11 protein-coding genes are annotated in these 20133 nt (G+C 40.0%); 2 read left to right on the plus strand and 9 right to left on the minus strand.

Annotation, left to right across the window (positions count from 1 at the left end):
• From AC1DQW_RS25875 to AC1DQW_RS25900, 6 genes are all read right to left on the minus strand, one after another.
• Positions 1–129 (minus strand): DUF4372 domain-containing protein (locus AC1DQW_RS25875; protein ID WP_477456703.1); only part of this gene is annotated, 129 nt, incomplete at its 3' end.
• A 211-nt stretch (positions 130–340) separates the two neighbouring features.
• Positions 341–871, minus strand: coding sequence for an SRPBCC family protein (locus AC1DQW_RS25880; RefSeq protein WP_477456693.1), 531 nt, complete (start codon positions 869–871; stop codon positions 341–343).
• A gap of 440 nt (positions 872–1311) precedes the next feature.
• A complete protein-coding gene (locus AC1DQW_RS25885) occupies positions 1312–4437 on the minus strand; it encodes a PVC-type heme-binding CxxCH protein (RefSeq protein ID WP_477456694.1) in 3126 nt (1041 codons plus the stop codon).
• Positions 4438–4499: 62 nt separating this feature from the next.
• Positions 4500–5426: a hydroxypyruvate isomerase family protein gene (locus AC1DQW_RS25890; RefSeq protein ID WP_477456695.1), complete on the minus strand. Its 927-nt coding sequence runs from the start codon at positions 5424–5426 to the stop codon at positions 4500–4502.
• Between the two features lie 89 nt (positions 5427–5515).
• Positions 5516–7441 carry a glycoside hydrolase family 127 protein gene (locus tag AC1DQW_RS25895; protein WP_477456696.1) on the minus strand — a complete coding sequence of 642 codons (1926 nt, stop codon included), beginning with the start codon at positions 7439–7441 and terminating at the stop codon, positions 5516–5518.
• Between the two features lie 562 nt (positions 7442–8003).
• On the minus strand, positions 8004–8534 hold the full coding sequence (locus tag AC1DQW_RS25900; RefSeq protein ID WP_477456697.1) for a hypothetical protein: 531 nt from the start codon (positions 8532–8534) through the stop codon (positions 8004–8006).
• Between the two features lie 515 nt (positions 8535–9049).
• Here AC1DQW_RS25900 and AC1DQW_RS25905 point away from each other — a divergent pair.
• Entirely contained in the window at positions 9050–11914 is a 2865-nt protein-coding gene (locus AC1DQW_RS25905) for a sensor histidine kinase (RefSeq protein WP_477456698.1), read from the plus strand.
• A gap of 63 nt (positions 11915–11977) precedes the next feature.
• The gene (locus AC1DQW_RS25910) at positions 11978–12607 is read left to right on the plus strand and encodes a response regulator (protein ID WP_477456699.1); all 630 of its coding nucleotides are present in this window, start codon (positions 11978–11980) and stop codon (positions 12605–12607) included.
• A gap of 582 nt (positions 12608–13189) precedes the next feature.
• Here the strand turns inward: AC1DQW_RS25910 and AC1DQW_RS25915 are convergent.
• From AC1DQW_RS25915 to AC1DQW_RS25925, 3 genes are all read right to left on the minus strand, one after another.
• A complete protein-coding gene (locus tag AC1DQW_RS25915) occupies positions 13190–13705 on the minus strand; it encodes a DUF4231 domain-containing protein (RefSeq protein ID WP_477456700.1) in 516 nt (171 codons plus the stop codon).
• A gap of 213 nt (positions 13706–13918) precedes the next feature.
• Entirely contained in the window at positions 13919–17869 is a 3951-nt protein-coding gene (locus tag AC1DQW_RS25920) for a WD40 repeat domain-containing protein (protein ID WP_477456701.1), read from the minus strand.
• A gap of 6 nt (positions 17870–17875) precedes the next feature.
• On the minus strand, positions 17876–19618 hold the full coding sequence (locus tag AC1DQW_RS25925) for a toll/interleukin-1 receptor domain-containing protein (RefSeq protein WP_477456702.1): 1743 nt from the start codon (positions 19616–19618) through the stop codon (positions 17876–17878).
• Positions 19619–20133 lie beyond the last annotated feature (515 nt).

Below are 20133 nucleotides of genomic sequence, written 5' to 3' on the forward strand. Positions count from 1 at the left end.
AGTATCGAAGTAACGATAATAGCGGTCATGATCACCCCGCCTTGCTACCGATCGAACACCATTACGGTCTATTAAACTTAATAACTGGTTCAGCACCGGCTGTCCGGTAAAAAAAGTACTTTTGCCCATGTTGAATGTTTAAGTGTGGTAACTCAAATATCAACACAAAGGGGTAGGCTTTCGGCTTACCCCTTGCTTTTTCTCTGAAAATTATTCTTTTACCGGACAACAGTGCACTACGTTCAGCATGACAAAAGGCTTTTTTTTCAAACACATTTCACTGTTAGTCCATATAAAGCACAAATGCCGAACGCATTTGGTTGTATTTTATGTGTTGTGATTATTGTTCGAGAATGTTTTTCAAAGTCGACAAACTGATATTCATATCTTTCGCAACATGTTTTTCCATCATTGGTATCATCATATTTACCGGATATTTCAATGTACCGGCATTGCTCCAGGTTACTTTGGTTTTATTGTCGGCTAAGGCTTCCATGTCCATAATAATGCGGGCACTGGTTACCATTGGTTTTACAAAACGAATTTCCATCTCAACCCTTTTCCCTTCAATAAGGTTCATAATTTCCTTTTCTCCTACACCGGCATTTTTATCTCCGCTCCAGGCATAAATAAATCCAACTGTTCCGTCTGTTCCTTTGAATTCTCCATTCCTATCGGGGGCGGCCATGGCGTGTTTGTTGAATTTGTCCTGGTTTTTCAGCAGTTTTAAATAGTCAAATACTTTTTGCCGGGGCGCGTTGATGATAATTTCACTGTTCACATAATGTTCCTTCTTCATCAAAAGCGCAATAATTAACAGCAAAGCAATAATGCTTCCTATTACAAGTAAGATGATGATTAAAATATTCATGATTATTTTTTTATTGATGGTTTGGGCTGTGTCCGAATTGTTTAGCGTAATTATCGTCGCTTACAAAAAGTCAAGTGCGGTATTTGCTTTTGTATAAAGCTACATCATTTCCTTAATATCAATCATTCTTATTGCCAACTAATACACAAAAAGCCGAAGGAATTCAATGCAACCCGGATCTCAAATCTAATATCTCAAATCTAATCTGGGCGAACGCCGCTGGTAGAAGCGGCGCCAGGCTATCCACTCATACTGCACGAGGCCTTATTCACGGGCCGGTACCCGTTTCTATCCTTTACGCGAACTGCGGGTATACAAAAACACCCGGATGAAATTAATATCCGGGTGTTGTATATTTATTCCTTAGCATGGTGTTTACCTATCAGCGGGCCACACACGACACGCGTGTGCCAACGGAAGGGGCTACTGCATTATTTGTATTATCTTTTCTTTTTCAAAGAGGCAAGGAACGTAAGTAGATCCGCGAATTCTTGTTTTGACATTGTTTGATGCAGGCCGGCCGGCATCATAGAGGTTGACACTTTTTTTATTTGCTTAACATCATTGGTTTTTATTTTCTGAACAGAGCCTCCAGGGTATTTCAATTCGATATCTGTCTCCGTCCGGCTCGAAATAATCCCCATCAGGGTCGATCCATCTTTCATAACAAGTTGTGAGGTCTCATATCCAAAATTAATACCTGCAGAGGGGTTAACAATAGCATCAAATAATCCTTCCTTCGGTAATTTCGCACCTATTTCTGATAAATTAGGTCCAAATTCAAAACCAGCTTTATTAGCTCTATGACATACGGAACAGGTTCTGAGGAAAACGGCATCTCCTTTCAGAGCATTTCCTTTTAAAGCAAGTATGGCATTAAGATTAGCAGAAGGCATCTTGGTTTTAGCGATTTTGGCAACATTGTTATTGGGCAAAAATGCTTTTGCTTTGTCCAATGTGCTTTTTCTGAGTGTTCCGCTCAAGCCTGCAACGGCTGGCTCAATTAAACTCTGAGGTAATTTTTTTCCCTGGAGCATTTCCAGAACGCGGTCTTCCCCATTTTGGCTTTTACCCAGCGTTTGAATCGCTTTTTGACGAGTGGATATGCTGTACTGATTTGATAAAATCACCTTTGACAGGATAGCTGTTGATTCATCGTTGCCTATTGCACCAAGTACTGCTAAAACATTGGACGTCTTTTGCTGATCTTTACCTTTAATCACATTTAGGAAGCGAGGGTCTTCATTAGCTTTAAGTAATACCCTTGCCGCATCGGCCCCGATTCCTCCGCCCTGATATCCTCCGTTACTCTGAATACCATTGGATTTTACCAGATCCATCAATTTATCGGCTTCTGTGATAATATTATATTGTTTTACCATATCAACAAAATCCTGTGTTCCGGTGTATGAATTTAAAACCTGTTTCACCTGTTGCTGAGATACAGGTGAACCTGATATATCCTGAGGATTTAATGACTTCAATATTATCGCACTTAATTTCAAATCTTTACCATTATTCTCTTCTAATAATTTGACTAAAGCTTTGGATTTCTCAGCTTCTGGATAAAAGTCAAAAGCTCTGAGATATCTCAAACGGGATTTTAACGGAACACCTGCATCTTTAGCCAGCTTTACCAGATATGGAAGCGCGGTATTTGTTCGGGCCCGCCAGACTATATCTCTGCCTCCGGCTGTTAATAAAGGATCCGGTACTACTTTCAGGTAGGCTGCAAAGAATTGGTCCCATTGCTTGTCGGCCCCGATACCCAGTGCCTCTAAATACCATTTGTCATTGCCATCATGTTTCGCTGCAAGTGCCGCCCATATCGTCGCGGCTTCCGGTTCATTCCGATGCCGTAACGCAATCGCACAATCGCGCCTTACCTGTGCGTCTGGATCATTTACTAAAGCTCCTGCAAGTTTAAGCACATTGGTATTTACTTCTCTTGCCGCCCTCAGCCCGGCTATCCTTAAATCAGGGTTAGGATTGTTGATGGCTTCGGAAAGATATTTTGTGGCCTTTGTTGATTTTGAAAGCACCCATAGGGCCCGGGCACGCATACGGGGATTGGGCGACGTTAACCATAACTTTTCCAGCTCCGCTATTGCTGATTCTCCCATGCCGGTTAATGCTACGAAAGCATGCCTGCGAACGTCGAGATTTGGATTTTGCAAGGCAATGACTGCACCCTTCGGAGTGGTATAATCCTGTTCAGGTATTTTATAGGTCGCTTTCATACTTTCCGGAACAACCCGGTATATGCGACCACGCTGAAGATCCCCCACCCGATGTCCGCCAACGCCAGGATCATACCAGTCGGCTACAATTAAAGAACCATCCGGAGCTGTACAGACATCTGCCGGGCGAAACCATTGGTCCCTATCGCCATTAAGCATGTTGAGGATACCGGCAGTATATCCCGCGCCAGCTTTTTGAACAGGATAGGCCCGAACAACATTATGTCCCGGTTCGGCATGGATCATCCTATTTTGAAACTGCTGCGGTAACAGCATCCCTTCATAAAAAATCATTCCGGTAGGGGAGCCGGAACCTGTTTGTAAAAGATTGGGGATAACACCCGGATCATTTTGATGCCAGTGACGAAGCGGGATCGAATCTTCCATGTTAATGCGTTTAGCAGTCCAGCCCGCACCGGTTACTTCATCCGCATATCCATAATTTCCATATTCCATAACGTAATTGATTCGTACTCCTTTATTCCCGTCATCATCATTATCACTTTGCCATATATTTCCATAACTATCTACGGCCGATTCGTATTCGTTTCTGAAATTATGGCCCAGACATTCCACATGAGTACCGTCAGGATCACAACGGAAGAGCATTCCTTCTTTGTATTTTTTAGGTCCTATCTCATCACCATCCTGATCCAGTACGACCTCATTATTTTTATCTCTGAGAGTTTTACCAGCATTCCCAAAATTGAAATATAGTTTACCATCCGGGCCAAATGCGAAGCTGTGCATCCCATGATCATGTTGTATACCGCCTATCCCCTGGAATAATATTTCTTTTCGGTCGGCTTTACCATCATTATTGTCATCATAAAAAGCCCAAACATATGGGCTTTGCGATATCAATACCCGGTTACCTAATACGCACACGCCTAAAGGTGCATTAACCTCGGGGCCCTGATAAAATACCGTACTGGTTTCCAAACTTCCGTCTCCATCCTTATCTTCTAAAATTACTATCCGGTCACCTGCCTCCCTGGGTTTGTTGTGATTAATCTCAAACCGGTAATTATAGGCCTCCGTCACCCAAACCCTTCCTTTTTCATCCACGTCGATATTGGTAGGGTTAATCAACATGGGTTCGGTTGCCATAGTTTCAACACGCAGACCAGGCGCCACGTCGAGCTCCTTCAAGCCATTTTTAGCCAAATGTTTTTGTGCTTCAGTGAGCGGCGTATCAATCGTAGCCAAATTATACGATGAGTGTTTTTCAGAAATATTGGTAAAGGCCCCAAATACTACTAACAAAGGAATCGCTGCCACTGATCCACTTATTAGTAAAAAACGTTTTCTTTTATTGTTGTCCATTTCTATGTTTTCTTTTATTGTTGTCCATTTCTATTATAATAATACTCAGTTCTTCCTGTTGCCTAAATGAAACTATCAGCTTCGCGATATGCTTTGATCAAAGCAAGCTCGCCTGCTTTACCGGCACCCGCATTGCCGTGCTCCATGCCTACCACTCCCTTGTATCCTTTATCATAAATAAGTTTGAATATATTTTTGTAATTAATCTCGCCGGTACCGGGTTCGTTGCGGCCAGGATTATCGCCAACCTGGTAATAACCTATTTCATCATAAACCCAATTAAGTGTAGGGATAATGTTGCCCTGGTTGCGTTGTATATGGTACATATCGTACAAGATTTTGCAAGATGGGCTGCCTACTGCCTTGCAAATAGCATAAGCTTGATCGGGTGTACGTAAAAAAAGGTCGGGGTTGTCGCTAAGGGGTTCCAGCACCATCATCAGGCCATGGGGTTCAATAATGGCTGTTCCTTTTTTGATAGCTTCAATTACATTACCTGTTTGTATGCCAATAGGCAGGTTGCGTACAAAATCTCCGGGAACGACGGTAACCAGTTTACCATTGATACGTTTGGCTACTTCAACCGCTTCCTTACAGCTGGCAACAAACTTATCGATATATTCCGCTTTGCCTGATGCTAATAGGTTAGAATCATTGCCTAAACCAGGTTGTACAAAAACGCCCATGGACATACCCAATTTGGCCAGCGTATCTCCAATCTTTTTCTGCTGATCAACTGGCCGCCCACCCATCCAGTTATCTTCGATACTTCGAAATCCCTGCTCGTAAGCAAACTTAATTTGATCAATAAAATCGCCACCTGCATGGTTTTTAAACATGCCATCATGTATGCCATAATTTAAATTAAAAGGTTTGCCGTTACCAACATTTGTGGTCTTGGCATTTGCTGAATTTGATTTTAAAAGTCCAGTTGTTAATATTGATGCACCTGCCAGTACGGAGTTTTGAACAAAGTTTCTGCGTTTCATAGAACTTATTTTTATTTTAATTGGTTAGGGTTTATTTTAATTGGTTGGGTAGAAGTGGAATACCGGCATTTCGCATAATTGTAGTTGGGTCATTTCAAGTTCCAATAGAGTACATAACGCTGTTTATCAATCTCATAATAGGGAATCAGAGTAATAGGCCTGGCCGCCACGTCTTTGGTTTTGAAGATAAGCTGCTTCCCCGTCAATTGTGTTAGCCAGTCGGTCAATTTCCGGTCTTTAACATTTAATGAACTGATAACATCTTCAGGGATATTATAATTTACAAAGTCCAGCTGGTCCTTAGCAAAAGGTGCAGGCGGTTTTATTCCGTTGGTGCCCATATCCCCCGCCAGCAACAATGGGCCGTAAGCAATTGCAGCCACCTTTGCATCATCGTTTGCCGGGATCAATCGTAACGACATGGGAAAATTAACAACCACTTTATCGCCGGTTTTCCATACTCGTTTTAACTCAATATAACTTCCGGGTTTTTCTGATATTTTAACTGCTTTACCATTTATTGTAATCGTAGCACCTGACGTTGCCCAATGCGGATATCGGATATATAACGAAAACGGAATCCGCGACGGCGCTTCCTTTACGGTAAGGTTAGTCACGCTTTCTTCGGGATAGCGGGTTTGTTGAACTATTTTAAAGCCTTTCTCGCCCCAGTTCAATTCCGATGGGATAAACAGGTTAACATAAATGCCATTATCCGTGTGGTAATAAATACTTTCGGCATATTTAGCATGATTTTCAAAACCCGTGCCCACGCAACACCAAAAGGAGTCGTCGTGTGAACTATAAGTCTTGAACAAACCGGGCTTTACTGATTGTAAATAGGTTACCATACCAGTCCCCGCTTCCTGCGATGGCAATATATGGTTATATAAAGCGCGTTCGTAATAATCTGCATACTTTACGTCTGCTGTCCAGGTAAACAAGTGACGTGTCAGTTTTAGCATATTGTAGGTATTGCAGGTTTCGGTGGTAGTGGCTGTAATATGTTTCGAAATTTGATCGGGAGTAAAGAAAAATTCCTGATCGCTGTTACCACCGGTTGCAAAGGTATGGTGATTGATAACCGTTTGCCAAAAAAATTCAGCAATCCTTTTTAGCGTGTCATCATGTGTAAGTTCGTATCCGCGCGCCGCACCTATTATTTTAGGGATTTGGGTATTAGCGTGAACCCCCGCCAGTTTATCTTCCTTATTTGCTAAAGGGTCCATAATAGCGTGATGATAAAAAAGTTCTGCTAATCTTTTGTCGTTCTTGTTTCCTGTTATGGCATACAAATTATAGGCAACTTCACTCATTCCGCCAAACTCAGTTTTTTCCATGGTGGCCAATTGCTGAAGCGTTAAAGGCTCAAGTTTATGAAAAGCCCATCCACTCATCTTTTCTGCAATATCCAAAGCCTGCTTGTTGCCTGTATACAGATACATATCGGTTAGCCCTGCCATCACTTTGTGGATAGTATACCAGGGTGCCCACACCCACTCACCCTTGATTGCCCGGTTGATAAATTGTTTTGGGAAAGCACTTAGGTAACCACCTTCATCCAAAACCTGCTGGCACTCGGCAAGTGCTGTCACCAACGAATCGGCTTTTTGTTTGTAAACTATCTCGCCTGTTGAAGCATACATCAACGCAAGTCCCGAAAGTATATGGCCCATAATATGTCCGCGTAACTCACAATTTGGTGATTCCCATCCACCCAGGGGCTTGGCATTGGATGCGATACCGGCATTTAACCGCCAGGTATGCAACAAGCTTGCATTACTAATGCTCAACATCCAGCTGGCATCGCGTTCCATGTTTTGTTTGAAACGACTGTCTAATAACCTTACATCCTGTAAATTAAAGCTTTGTGCCTTTGCGGCGACTTCAGGCCGGTTGGTCAGCTCTGCTTGATACTGGCCGATATATTGTGAAAAAGCCGGATTGCAAATGAGCATAACGGTAATAAAATGGCCGGCGATTACGATAGTTTTAAGTATTGCTTTTTTTTTCATATTGCAAATTTAGTAACAGGTTATACCGACCTTTTATGAGTGCTCTTCTCTTCATGAATTTCGACTTTAGTAAATGCCGGATAACTTTTTAAATGACTGTACTTATAATTGGTTTGGCATTCTATATAAATGCCTTTTTCGGAATCATCAAATTTAGGTTGAAAGAAACATCAGAATGTAAGCAAATTAGCCTTTTTTTTATACAAATCCGACTTTTTAATAGTTAATACTTTCATACGCATATGATTACTGGAATTGCACTTATCAATACGCCCCGCTGGCGCACGCGTGTAATCATGGCGTACGCCGCCGGTAGAAGCGGCGCCAGGCTATCCACTCATACTACACTGGCCTTATTCACGGGCCGGTACCCGTTTCTATCCTTTACGCGAGCTGCGGGCATACAAAAACAGCCGGATGCAATTAAACATCCGGGTGTTGCATATTTATTACTTAGCATGGCGTTTACCTATCAGCGGGCCACACGGCTGGAGCCTGCGGCAGCGAAAAGACCTTGCGGTAGCTGGGGAGCAATTCACAATACAACTTGCGACAACGAAAGCTATCTATCGACGTCTGCATCTTTTGGTGCGACTAAATATAGCTGAGCCTTGTGTTCTAAGATGGTATCGTTTGAAGTGATGAACAATCCTGGTCTATGTGCTAAGCAAATATCCCTTACATCATTGTAATTACTATTAGAACCGGATTTATAAATAAATCTCCATATACTATCAACTTCATCAAAATAGGCACTTGATACAAAGTTTTTATTTAAATAATCTGAAAGCACTAAAATTTCCCGTATTTCCGTGGCTGTGTAAATCTTAGAGAGGCGATAAGATGCAGAAGTGGCTTTTTCTATTGGAATATCATTAACGTATAACCCATCTCCTTGCAATTGGTAGTTTGTATTTCGATTATCCTCTCTTTTTGGAAGTTTCGACAGCAACATTTCCATTCGAAACAAAGAGTCCTGTACATCTTTGAATTCGTTTTTAAAGGACAATGCATTTCTTTCATTACTTCTTTTACATGAAAATGCAAAAAAAGTAATAATAAAACCAATTAATATAAGCCTTGACGTTTTCACATTTTAAAATTTAACGTTGTATCCTTCTATTATCTTCCCTCGCTGTCGCAAGGCTCCTGCCTTGTGACCCGCATGCTAAGTATGCGCCATGCCCTTACGGCGGCGATATGTTAGACAATCAAAATATTACATCTTTACAAAAACATCTACCCCAAAAACAGTCGCAAAACTAACAAAATATAATCCTTCCAGATTTCTGAATTTACAATTGCGCTCGCCTTTGTTGGAGTTGTCTCCAACAAAACCGTTGTAGAATAATGTTCAATTAACCATTGATGTTTCTGCTCTCAACTGGCATTGGCTTGTTGGAGACAACTCCAACAAGGGCATAGATACTGATTTTCAGCAACATGCATGGCTTTTTTCGTCGCTTTTTTTATTTATTTCTTCTATATCCAATCGCTAAACACGTTATCTAGCATTTATTTTTATATTTATCAGGCTATACAAAGCCGTACACACCATATCATTGTATATTAAAAAAGCGGCGTTGTTTAAATTGTGCAGATAATAAAATGCCATTAAAAAGCCTTGTTTTCAAACTTTTAATATTAACGCAGTTTTTATTTTCGGGCGTATATGCCGGCACGCCCTACCAGGTAGTTTACCTGAAAAACTACGGCGCGCCTGAAGGTCTGCCCAGTTCACGGGTTAATTATTTAATGCAGGACAGCCGGGGCTTTATCTGGATAGCCACCGATAAAGGTGTAAGCAGGTTTGATGGGCAGCACTTTAAAAACTTCACATCGGCCGACGGGCTGGAAAGCAATGAATGTTTCCGGGTAGCCGAGGACAATTATCACCGAATATTTTTTTACTGTAATAATTACCAGGTTTGTTATTATGAAAACGGCCTTATACATAAACTCACCCCCACTCAAAAGATATTAGTACTGCCTTTTGCCAATTTCTTTTTTAACCGTTACAATGAGCTTTGTGTAAATTATGGGCTCAGTACTAAAGTTTTTCACTTTAACGAGTTAAGATCAAAAAAAAACACCATTCAACACCCGGGGAGTTATATTTATGGCACGGACGGGGAAGAGATTATCCTGTCTGAAAATGATGTTAACGTACTCGAGAAAGAACTTTCGGCCGGGCACTTAAATCACGTAACAGCCAAAACCAATACCAAACCTTACAAATTAGCTATCCGGCAAAATCACCTGTTACTGATAACCAAAGAATGGGTGCATGTTTATCAGTATAAAAAAAGCGGGATCATCCCGCTTCATAAAATATCTTTTACCGGCAATGTAACTTCGGTTTACCTTACCGGTAAAAATACCTTTGCCGTTACCACGGTAAAACAGGGCACATACATTATCAACTACCTTACCGGCGAGCGAAAAAATTACCTTAACAATTACATCACTACCGGCACCCTTATTGACCGGGAAAATAATATATGGTTTGGCAGTTATGACAACGGCTTCTTTTTAAGCACCAACCCCGAAGTAAAGATCATTAACAAAGAAAGCGGCCTGGCAAATGAAGACGTTTTAAAGCTGAGCATTGCTGGCGGCTATCTTTTTACGGGGCACGTTTTAAGCACGCTGAGTTATATAAAGCTTGGCCCAAATCAAAGTTCACCAATTGGCACCTTGTCTATAAAGCAAAACCGGTCTGACTTTAACCGGATAACCTGTCTGTTTACAATTCCGGGCAACAGGCTCATGATTGGTACTGATAATGGCATATTCGGGTTAAATGTTTCTAATAACAATCCGCTGTCATGGCGCCCGGAAATGTATGCCGATGGCCCGGTAAAAGGCATTGTACAACGCAATGACACGGTTTATTACTTATCTTATAAAGCCGTTACAACGATAACAGATCATTTACGTAAATGTTCCTGGTACGAACTTGCCCCTATCCGGGTAACATCGCTCACCCGGTTAAAAGACCGCTTGTTTGTGGGGTCTCTTTATGGACTATATCAAATTAAAGTTCCAATAACTCGCGTTAACTTCGCATATACGCGTATACATTCTAATCATGGGATAAAAGTTGTAAAATGCCTGGCGTCAAACAACAATGTATATGCGATAGGTACCGAAGCTCAGGGCGTATTTTTGGTTGCTGGTGAAAAAATTATTCAATTTAACTCACCTGCTATTTCGTCCGGTGATATCCGCAACCTGGTATGGACGGATGCCAATACCTTATGGGCCTGTACCGCTAACGGCGCAAGCGTTATTAGCTTTAGTAATAATTATCAAAATTACCGGGTAAGCCTGCTAAACACCAGCAACGGGCTGCCGTCAGATAACGTTTCCGATGTTGTACAAAACGGTCGTGATTATTATATAGCCACTGATCAGGGCATAGCGGTTACTCAAAATTTAGGGAACGCCAACCTGCCCCGGCCGATAATGATTAACGACGGGATACCGGGAAAACAAGATAACTTTACGTACGGCCAGCCTGTTGTATTTAACTGCGTTGCCCTATCCTACAAAAGCATGGGTAAAATACAATACCGGTTCAGACTCAGGGGGGTTGATAAAAACTGGAGCATTGCGCCGTCCGGCGAAAAACGGTTTGATCTGTTACCCCCCGGACACTATGAGCTGGAAGCAGTGGCTGCCGACCGCTTTAACCAGCTGAGCCCATCGCTTGTTTTTCAGTTTGACGTTATTCCTTTATGGTATCAGCAGCTATGGCTGCAGGCTATAGCTGTTATAGGCGCTATAGTTATTGTTTTTTTACTGGTGCGCAAATATTACCTGTCCATCATCGGCTTACAAAAAAAGGACTATGAAAGCGAGCTTGCCCTGCAGCGTGAACGCCAGCGCATCAGCAGCGAGGTGCATGACGATCTGGGGGCAAGCATATCGGGCATCAAGCTGCGAACCGAGTTGCTGAGCCGGAAAGTGGCCAATCAGCCTGCTTTTAAGGAGATAGACGCCATTCATGAGGCTATCACCGATATATCTACCCAGATGAGGCTAATTATCTGGAGCCTTGATGCCGAAAACGACGAGGTAAGCAACCTGGTTAATTTTATTCATAAACAGGCTGTTAAGATTTTTGAAGCCAGCAGCATCCGCCTTCACGAAAGTACCTCGGTTGGCGAAACCGCAACTTCCATCAGTGGCGAAAAAAGGCGGCAGGTGTACCTGCTTATAAAAGAAGTTTTAAATAATATAGTTAAACATTCGGAGGCACAAAACGCGTTCCTGGCAATCAGCCTTTACAAAAGCCGGCTGCATATCAGCATCCGTGACGACGGCCGGGGCTTTGATCCCGATACGCGCAGGCACGAAACCATGGGCATCCGTAACATTTATGCACGTGCAAAAAGGTTGAACGCCGAATTGAAAATTAACACAGCACCGGGCAAAGGTACATCCATCAGCCTTAAACTGAACCTTTAGATGATGGCGGTAAGGATAAAGCGGGGATAATTTAGGATATTAGCATTTCATAATACTGCAAGCATGATCCAGATAGTTTTGTTAGAGGATAATTTACATTACCGGCGGGGGCTTGAACAGATTATTCATGACATGAGCGGAGTAAGCCTGATGGGATCATACGCCAATGCCGAAACTTTATTAAAGAAAATTAACGAGCTTAAAGCGGATATCTTTATAGTTGATATAAACCTGGAAGGTATGTCGGGGATTGAATTTATACGGCGGGCCAAGCCGCTGCTGCCGGGTACCGAATTCATGGTATGTACCATAAACGATGACAATACCAATATTTTTGAATCGTTAAAGAGCGGGGCAACAGGCTACTTACTCAAAGAATCATCGGCCGAAGAGATCCGAAATGCGATTACCGAAATTGCGGCAGGCGGCTCGCCCATGAGCGCCTATATCTCGCGCAGGGTGATAGCGTCATTCAATACTGCTGCGGCAAAACCAGCCGCCGTTGCCGCCGAAAACCTGACAGAACGGGAGGTAGAAGTTCTTAACCACCTGGCTCGCGGCCTGCAGTACAAAGAAATTGCCGATCGCCTTGAAATTACTACCGGCACGGTAAAAAAACACATTCGTAATATGTATGTCAAGCTCCAGGTACAAAATAAGGTAGAAGCTATTAATAAATTCCGCTCGATTTAATATACCACTTTTTCAGTATTGCAGAGGCAGAAGGTTAACGCTAATTTAGCATTATAAACTAACAGGCGATGTTAAAGCTAACTCACCTGTTAGTAGTTTTAAAACCTAAACCTTATTGTAATTTAAATCTCTTAGTCCCTTTGCTGCACACAGAGTTTTCCGTTGTCCGAATGTCATTGACTTCGGACAACGGGGATTGGACAACGGGTTGCCGGTTTATTTTACCATCACGCTGACTTATGCCCTCGCACCGGCTTTCACCAAAATTTCTTCGATATGGTGGTATCCCTCGCCTTTGTTGGAGTTGTCTCCAACAAAACCTTCGGAGGATAATGTTCAATCAACCATTGATGTTTCTGCTATCAAATGGCATCGGCTTGTTGGAGACAACTCCAACAAGGGCAGAAAATCTCACATCTCAAATCTAATCATGGCGTACGCCGCTGGTAGAAGCGGCGCCAGGCTATCCACTCATACTGCACCAGGCCTTATTCACGGGCCGGTACCCGTTTCTATCCTTTACGCGAGCTGCGGGTATACAAAAACACCCGGATGAAATTAAACATTCAGACTTCTTATTCCTTACTTAGCTTTGTTTTGTTCTGACCCATGGCTTTTGTTTTGTTCTGACCCATGGCTTTTGTTTTGTGTTTTTGCTGGAGGCCATAAGGTATGTTCAGTATCCAATATGACTTCAACCCGGGTGATGAAAACCGATTCTTTGTCGACACCAATAACACTATAAGGGCCTACATTAAAGTTGTAATAATGAATTTCAGGTTTAAGTTTTTCATAGGTCGAGCGAGCATTAATCCATAATTCCTGGTAATTAAATGTTTTTAATGCTGTAGTTAAGATAGCAACCAAACTCGATGTAACTAAAACAAGCGAGCTAAGATCTGCCACAGGCGAAGAAGCATTAAAACCAAACTTAATGCTCTTTAACGCTGCAAAAACAGGAGTGAGCGCCGAAAAAACAATAAGTGTCCATTGAAACCTTTTATAGGTACGTTGGTTTTTAGCTGAAGTACCTTTGTAATAGTTCATCTGACCTTCATATCGTTCCTTTAAATATTTTTCAAAAGTTTCCTTATCCATATTCGTACTCTTAAGTAGACAGTTAGATTTATATTTTTCACAAATTTCAATTCGATGCCCCAATCAACTTAATTGGGCAAGGACTACAAGCCATTATTTTAGCTTATGGCCGTTTTAGTATTTAAAGGATCAAAGGCTTTAAACATATTTCAAATGCTTTGATATTATCAGGTGTTTTTTTTAGAAAACACCTTAGCCATCATGATTAAAAGTTTATTTTGGTGATTGACTGACTATTATCTTTCTAACCAAATTATTATTTAACATATCCTTAGCATAATCTTTAAATATGATGCTCGCAGGCGTTTCCGGCAAATCAAGATTCTTAACTTTCAATAAAATATAATAAGTGCTAAAATCTTCATCCGTAAAGTTATCGCCATGCATTTTTTTAAAATCACTAATGACTTTTGGCGCGAATACTACTTTATTTACTGTGGTAAAATGGCTGAGCATAGATTTTAACCAATCTTTAGCTTGCCCTGCCTGGTTAAGTTGTAAGTAACATTTAATGATATTCAAGTTTACATTAATTGCTTGTACCATAGTTCCGTTATTGTCTAACAGCTTTAAACTTTTGGCATATTCTTCTTTTGCCGCTAAATAATTTTTTTGGTTATAGTAAATATAAGCGACATCGGCTATGCCCAGGCTATAATCCTTTTTTACTTCGGGGTATTTTATGTAATATGAACGATAAATGCCTTCAATATACGCTGCATCATGTGCTTGCATGGTATATGAAAAGTTATCAATGGTAAAACTTTTAAGATAAAGGCTTAAGTATCGCCTAACCTTATTCCAGGCGGTGAATCCTGATTTATACTCCTCTATTACAAGCTTATAATAAGTAAGTTTATCTCTTGTCTGGTCTTTTTTGGTTCTTTTTGAATCGTTAAGAGTAAGTTGAGGTTCTTTATTATATATCATGTCCAGGTAAGCCAGGTCAAGGCTTCTTTTTATATCATCAGAAAGTTGTTTATATACAACATTCTGATACTTGATATGCTCGTAACGTATTTTTAGCGCTTTTAGGTACCTTTTTAAGGTATCAGTAAAAGCTTGATTATCCGGATACTCGTTAACATAGGGCAATGTCTTCAGTTCTTTTTCCAGTATTTGTACTTTATTCGTAAAACTTGGCCCATCTTCATTAGGAATGAAAGTTACAGGATTAAGACCTATAGCTAAGTAATCATAACGATCAAAAAGTTCCAACTGGTTCTTTTTAAACAGGATATCCGGTTTGGATGCTGACCATATCATTACTTCGCCCGATGTGGATTTGGTAATTACATTACTTGTGTCGTTGGTAAATTGTACATGATCAACATCATCGCGGTGTCCGCGCAATACCGCCTTAATATTGCCTTCAAAATCCCAAACGATGGCTGTTTTATCTTTGCTGCCTGATATGATACGTTTCCCATTGTTTGTCGAAATGGCAATACTTGTAACTTCATCACGATGGCCGGAAAGGAGCTTATAGGGATAATAATTATAAGCAAAATTATTTATTATTGTCAGTGAGTCGGATGTCTTACTTTTTTTCAGTTGTGTGTAAGCATCTTGTGTTTTCCAAACGTGTATCTTGCCATCGTGGTCGCCGTCCACTAAATATTTATCATCGATGCTGATGTCGATAGCGGATATAACTGAATTTCCAGCCCCCCCAAAGTATCCGATGATAGGCATTCCGTCTTTTCTCTTTACATCGTATACCAGGGTTTGTCCGCCCCAGTAGCCTACCATAACCATTTTGCTATCATGTGTAAACGCCACGCTCATAATATCCTTACAGCCTTCACGGGGGCTCGTGATGATCGAATCTTTAAAAGGAGCGCTATAAATCACACCATCTAAAAAAAAAGCCTTACCATCATCAGCAAATGCTGCCCGATAAGGCAATGAAGTTTCACGATATTGAAATGTAGCTATGGTTTTTTGGTCAATATTTTTTAGGGTGATGGAATAGTAATCTGCCTTGGGCATCGCTTGCATATAATAAATTTTGTCGCCCACATTTCGTACCGCTAATACAACCTCAAAGTTAATTTTTTGAATAGCTTGACTTGTATTGGTTATTGAATTAGCTTGGTTAAAGGCGTAATGGCTTATCTCATCCTGAGAAAACAAATAGCAGTTATACGCGTCAGCGGTTACAAATTCATAATCGTTGTCAATTAATCTTTTTGATACAAAGTAAGGCCGTTTTATAAAGAAATCTTTCAGGAATTTTTTAACGGAGTTTTCATTTGAATCCACTTTATCTGCCTGTTTAGCAAGATAATAACTCAATGTAGGATTTTGAAATTCTAATGTTTTGGCAGGATAAAAATAGACATTACGAATAGAATCCCTTATTTTATTAGATATTTCTTTTTTCTTATTATCCAATTCTTTTGTCTGCATTGCTAACTGTAGATTCTTCATTGTCCGCTTATAATTTATCCTCATACCTATAATTGCCGAAACTATTGATAGGAGTGTTATAGCTAAATATATCGAGTTTTTTAAGCGTTTATTTTTTGTTTCAAGTTGCTTTTTTTTCTTTTCATGCAATCGTCTCTCTTTTTCATACGCTATTTGTGCGATCAGAGCCGGATGAGCTAATTCCACATATGCATTGCCCTCTTGATCTGCACTATAACTCAGAAAATCGACCGTATCTAAAATTTTAATTAATTCTTCAAGTTCCTGAGGAACTTTATTTAATTTAATTTTTGAAACATCGTTTTCCGCAGTAGTCAAATCGTTTTCAAGAAACCCATAAAACTTTTCGAGCAAATCTTGCTGAATATTCGAATCACTTTTTATTTTTTGAAGAACTGTGGAATAAAGATTTTTATATTTTTCTGTGATTTCATTTTTTTTTATCTCCTTAACATCATCTAAAAATGGCTGCCGGAGTCTGTCGTGAGTTATTTGATAATAGTTTACACCACCATCATTTTGTTCCCGGACCAAACCGATTTTTCGGCTTCTAAGTTCCTGAAGTATTTGTTTTTGAAAATCGTCAAAAGATTGCGCCGAAACTTTTACCCGGATGCTATCTTTTATCAACTCCATTATTATCTCTCTTTTTGCGGTTATAAACTTAGCTTCGTGCCACTTTTTTTTCTTTCTAAATACTTGCTCTACCCTTAACCAGCATTCCGCATAAAACTGGTTGACAATATCTTTGAAGTCTGGCAAATTATCTATATTGATTTCTATTGGATTATCGACTCCTGCGGCTTTCGATTTGTTATCAAGGCTAATGACGTTATTTTCGATACCAGCACAAACAATTTGCATTTCAAGCGGGTCGATCAAATATTCTTTTTCCTCCTCTTCGAATATTTTCTCGGCATTTTTAGGCTTCAATTCACGCAATATTTTCTCTAAAGCCTCATCGGTATAAGTAAACTGGGGCGACTCAAATTCACCTTCAGCTAATGCCGGTTCTACAATAGCCTGTTTTGCTCCTATGGAACTGATTTTGTTGAGATGGTAATCATTGGCAACAATAGTTGGGAAATAGTATTTCAGTAAAGTCAGCACCCCGAGTTTATCTTCCCTAACAACAAAAACCATCTTCAATTTAGATTTCTTTTCTATCAAATGCTCAAACGCTGCTTCATTTTCTAAACCTTGCTCATTTTTATAGTATTCCTGTGGCGCATCTGAATTAATGACATCCATAAGCTCCCTTCCCAAATAATTGATCTGTGGTTTGGAGTAGGATTCCAAAAGTTCAAATTGATCAAAAATTAGCAGTAACTCGCAGTTGTTGGCCTGAAACAGCTTTTCCCAATACCATAAATCGTTCTCTTTCTGTTTTAAAAAAGCTAACTTATCCGGAGAATCAAGTTTTTGGGCATTTTTTTTAATTTCGTCTATAATGTAACTAACGATGATCTCTTTAGGATCTTTAGACTCGTTTCCACGGGCAAACTGCTCAAAATTTATTAGGATTGGAAAATAGATATCTTTCCCGTACCGGGTTTGTGTAAGTATGGATGTGTTGATTATTGAACTTTTTCCACTTCCCGATTCGGCGTGAATAGCCAAGGTTCTGTATAAGTTAATCTTCATCAACAATTCCCGGGTTTCGGATTCCCTGCCCTTAAATAAGTCTTTCTGTTCTTCTTCAAACGGACTAACTCCGGGATATCTTCTCATGTCAATTTATAATTTTTGGTATACGGCGTTAATAAAACTATCCAGTTCGGCTTTGGTGGACTGGTCGAAGCTGTCTACGGGAGGAACTGTAACATCCGTTGAGCCGTCGGTATTACCAGGATTTATGTTTTTATTGATGGTATCGGTCACATCTTTTATAAAGCGATTGATAAATTGGTAAATATCAAGGTATACAGTGTAATCTTTCTTTATAATTTCTTTTTCAACTATATCAACATTTATTTTATCAAGAATGGTAAAAATGGAGGTTGACACCTCCCGCCAATATTGTTGATATTGCCACCTGCCGAAATCACTTAATTTTTTTTTAAATTCTTTAAGGGGTATGCCGTCAGCTAAAACAACATTAAAAACATTGGCATTTTGTTTGTTCTTATCAATACGTAAGGCTTCATCCATGCAATATTTAGATTTTAAATATTTATCGCTGATAACTCTTAATACAGCCTTTCCATTTCCAATTCGCGACATGAAGGTATCTATACTGTCGCCAAGTGTCATCACTTTTTTATCCCTAAAAACTTTAACACCTTTTGCTAAAAATCCGGCTTCCAGGTAATTAACCACTGCTTCTCTTGAATAATTTTTAAAAACCGGATCCTGGGTGTCGACAACCGGTAGTTGCTGATACCAATTCTCCACTTTTTGGGGGTCTATCGTAGCTTGGCTATCGTGTTCGATTAGCTGACTATAAATTTCAGCTTTTGTAGGCAGGCCGGTCACGCTTTTACCAAATGGCTTTACAATTTCGGTGATCAGTACCAGCTTTTCAGCGTTATCCAACTTTGAATCCAATACCTTTAGTAAATTATCACTTATAGCAGTTGAGCCATCATCCCAGGCATACGATATGTATATCTCTTTTTGTATCTGAGGTGCAGGCAGCCTTAAAAGAGCCCCGTTTAGGGGATGGGCCTCACAGGCTTTGACCAGGTTTTCCATTATTTGCAAAGGAGAATCATCCACAAATTCAATATTGAATTTTTCAGGCAGTACCTTTCGAATTATAGCGTCCTGGTTAAATTGGTAATTGGAATTATAACCATTGCCGGGGTTTTCACCGTCACCTAATTCTAATCTTTCACATAGCAGTTGATATTGCCACGACTCGAAATCAAACCCTAAAAAGATGAGATAGTTGGAATCTTTAATGAAATTGTTGATCGATTCTGGGATGCTCACTTTTTGCATCAAATTGGAAATGGATTTGTAAAAGGCGGAATGATTGGTTATGATAGTTTTCCCATTTGAAATATCTCCGAATATGTTATAAATAAAAGGTTTATCCCGGTTTGGAGTTTCGATGGGCTCCTTACGATATTGGGTCGACTCTTCTGCAGTTGTTTTCCTATAATCAGAATCGAAGAGTTTGGCCTGTCCGGGCACTTGTAATAGTTCAAAAAGCTTGTTAAGTGTTCTGTCTGGTCCGGCATTAACGATAAGCGGAAATTTAATTTTTGCAATTAATTCATATAAGCTTTTGTCCCCAACATTTTCATAAAAATCCTGATAGGTTTCTATAAGTTTTGTCCTGGTGTCTTTATCGGATGATTTATACAAAAAAATATTTTCCCTAACACAATATTTCACTTTCAAGTCTTTCGCCTTTTCAGCAAAATATGTTCGATAACTTCGGCCTTGCTGGTCAATGTTTAGTTCAGGACCAAGAAATAAAGTAACCAGTGCCTCATTAGTGGCCAGGTTTTTAACAATGTTATTGTAAACCATTAGCTTTATCTGTTTATTAAACAGGAATATTAATGTTTTGAATATAAAAATGACTGTAAGCAGGCTTAACCTGTTGGGTAGTCAATGAATAACTTTTTTTAAATAAAAGGATTTCTGATAAGCGATACGTCTTTCAGTTTTTTACTAACTCTCCCCGAGAAGTCGTAATTTTTGGGATGCAAATAGTTTAGGTTTATTGTGTGCATATGATATGATAAAGGTCTGATATAAAGATATATAAAAAATAAAACAAACAAACAAACAAAAAAAAAAATTATCGGGCAGCCGAAAATTAAAAATAATGATATATAGTCATATTTGATGGGCGCTTACCCCCGCTCTCCGAAGTGTTCCGCTGTTCGAATGTCTCTGATTTCGAACTACTATGCCTGTAGTTTGCAAAACCCATATGTATTGCAAAAATAGCGCACAGCACAAGTAGTCTGTAGACTACTTTACATATTGGTTCGAAGTCGGAGACATTCGAACAGCGTTTTTTTTTGCAATAGGGATAG

This window comes from Mucilaginibacter sp. P5_A4 (assembly GCF_056400605.1).

Bases quoted from the DNA above. Each gene is read 5' to 3' on its own strand.
- AC1DQW_RS25880 (WP_477456693.1), bottom strand. From the start codon at position 871: ATGAATATTTTAATCATCATCTTACTTGTAATAGGAAGCATTATTGCT.
- AC1DQW_RS25885 (WP_477456694.1), bottom strand. From the start codon at position 4,437: ATGGACAACAATAAAAGAAAACGTTTTTTACTAATAAGTGGATCAGTG.
- AC1DQW_RS25890 (WP_477456695.1), bottom strand. From the start codon at position 5,426: ATGAAACGCAGAAACTTTGTTCAAAACTCCGTACTGGCAGGTGCATCA.
- AC1DQW_RS25895 (WP_477456696.1), bottom strand. From the start codon at position 7,441: ATGAAAAAAAAAGCAATACTTAAAACTATCGTAATCGCCGGCCATTTT.
- AC1DQW_RS25905 (WP_477456698.1), top strand. From the start codon at position 9,050: ATGCCATTAAAAAGCCTTGTTTTCAAACTTTTAATATTAACGCAGTTT.
- AC1DQW_RS25910 (WP_477456699.1), top strand. From the start codon at position 11,978: ATGATCCAGATAGTTTTGTTAGAGGATAATTTACATTACCGGCGGGGG.
- AC1DQW_RS25915 (WP_477456700.1), bottom strand. From the start codon at position 13,705: ATGGATAAGGAAACTTTTGAAAAATATTTAAAGGAACGATATGAAGGT.
- AC1DQW_RS25920 (WP_477456701.1), bottom strand. From the start codon at position 17,869: ATGAGAAGATATCCCGGAGTTAGTCCGTTTGAAGAAGAACAGAAAGAC.
- AC1DQW_RS25925 (WP_477456702.1), bottom strand. From the start codon at position 19,618: ATGGTTTACAATAACATTGTTAAAAACCTGGCCACTAATGAGGCACTG.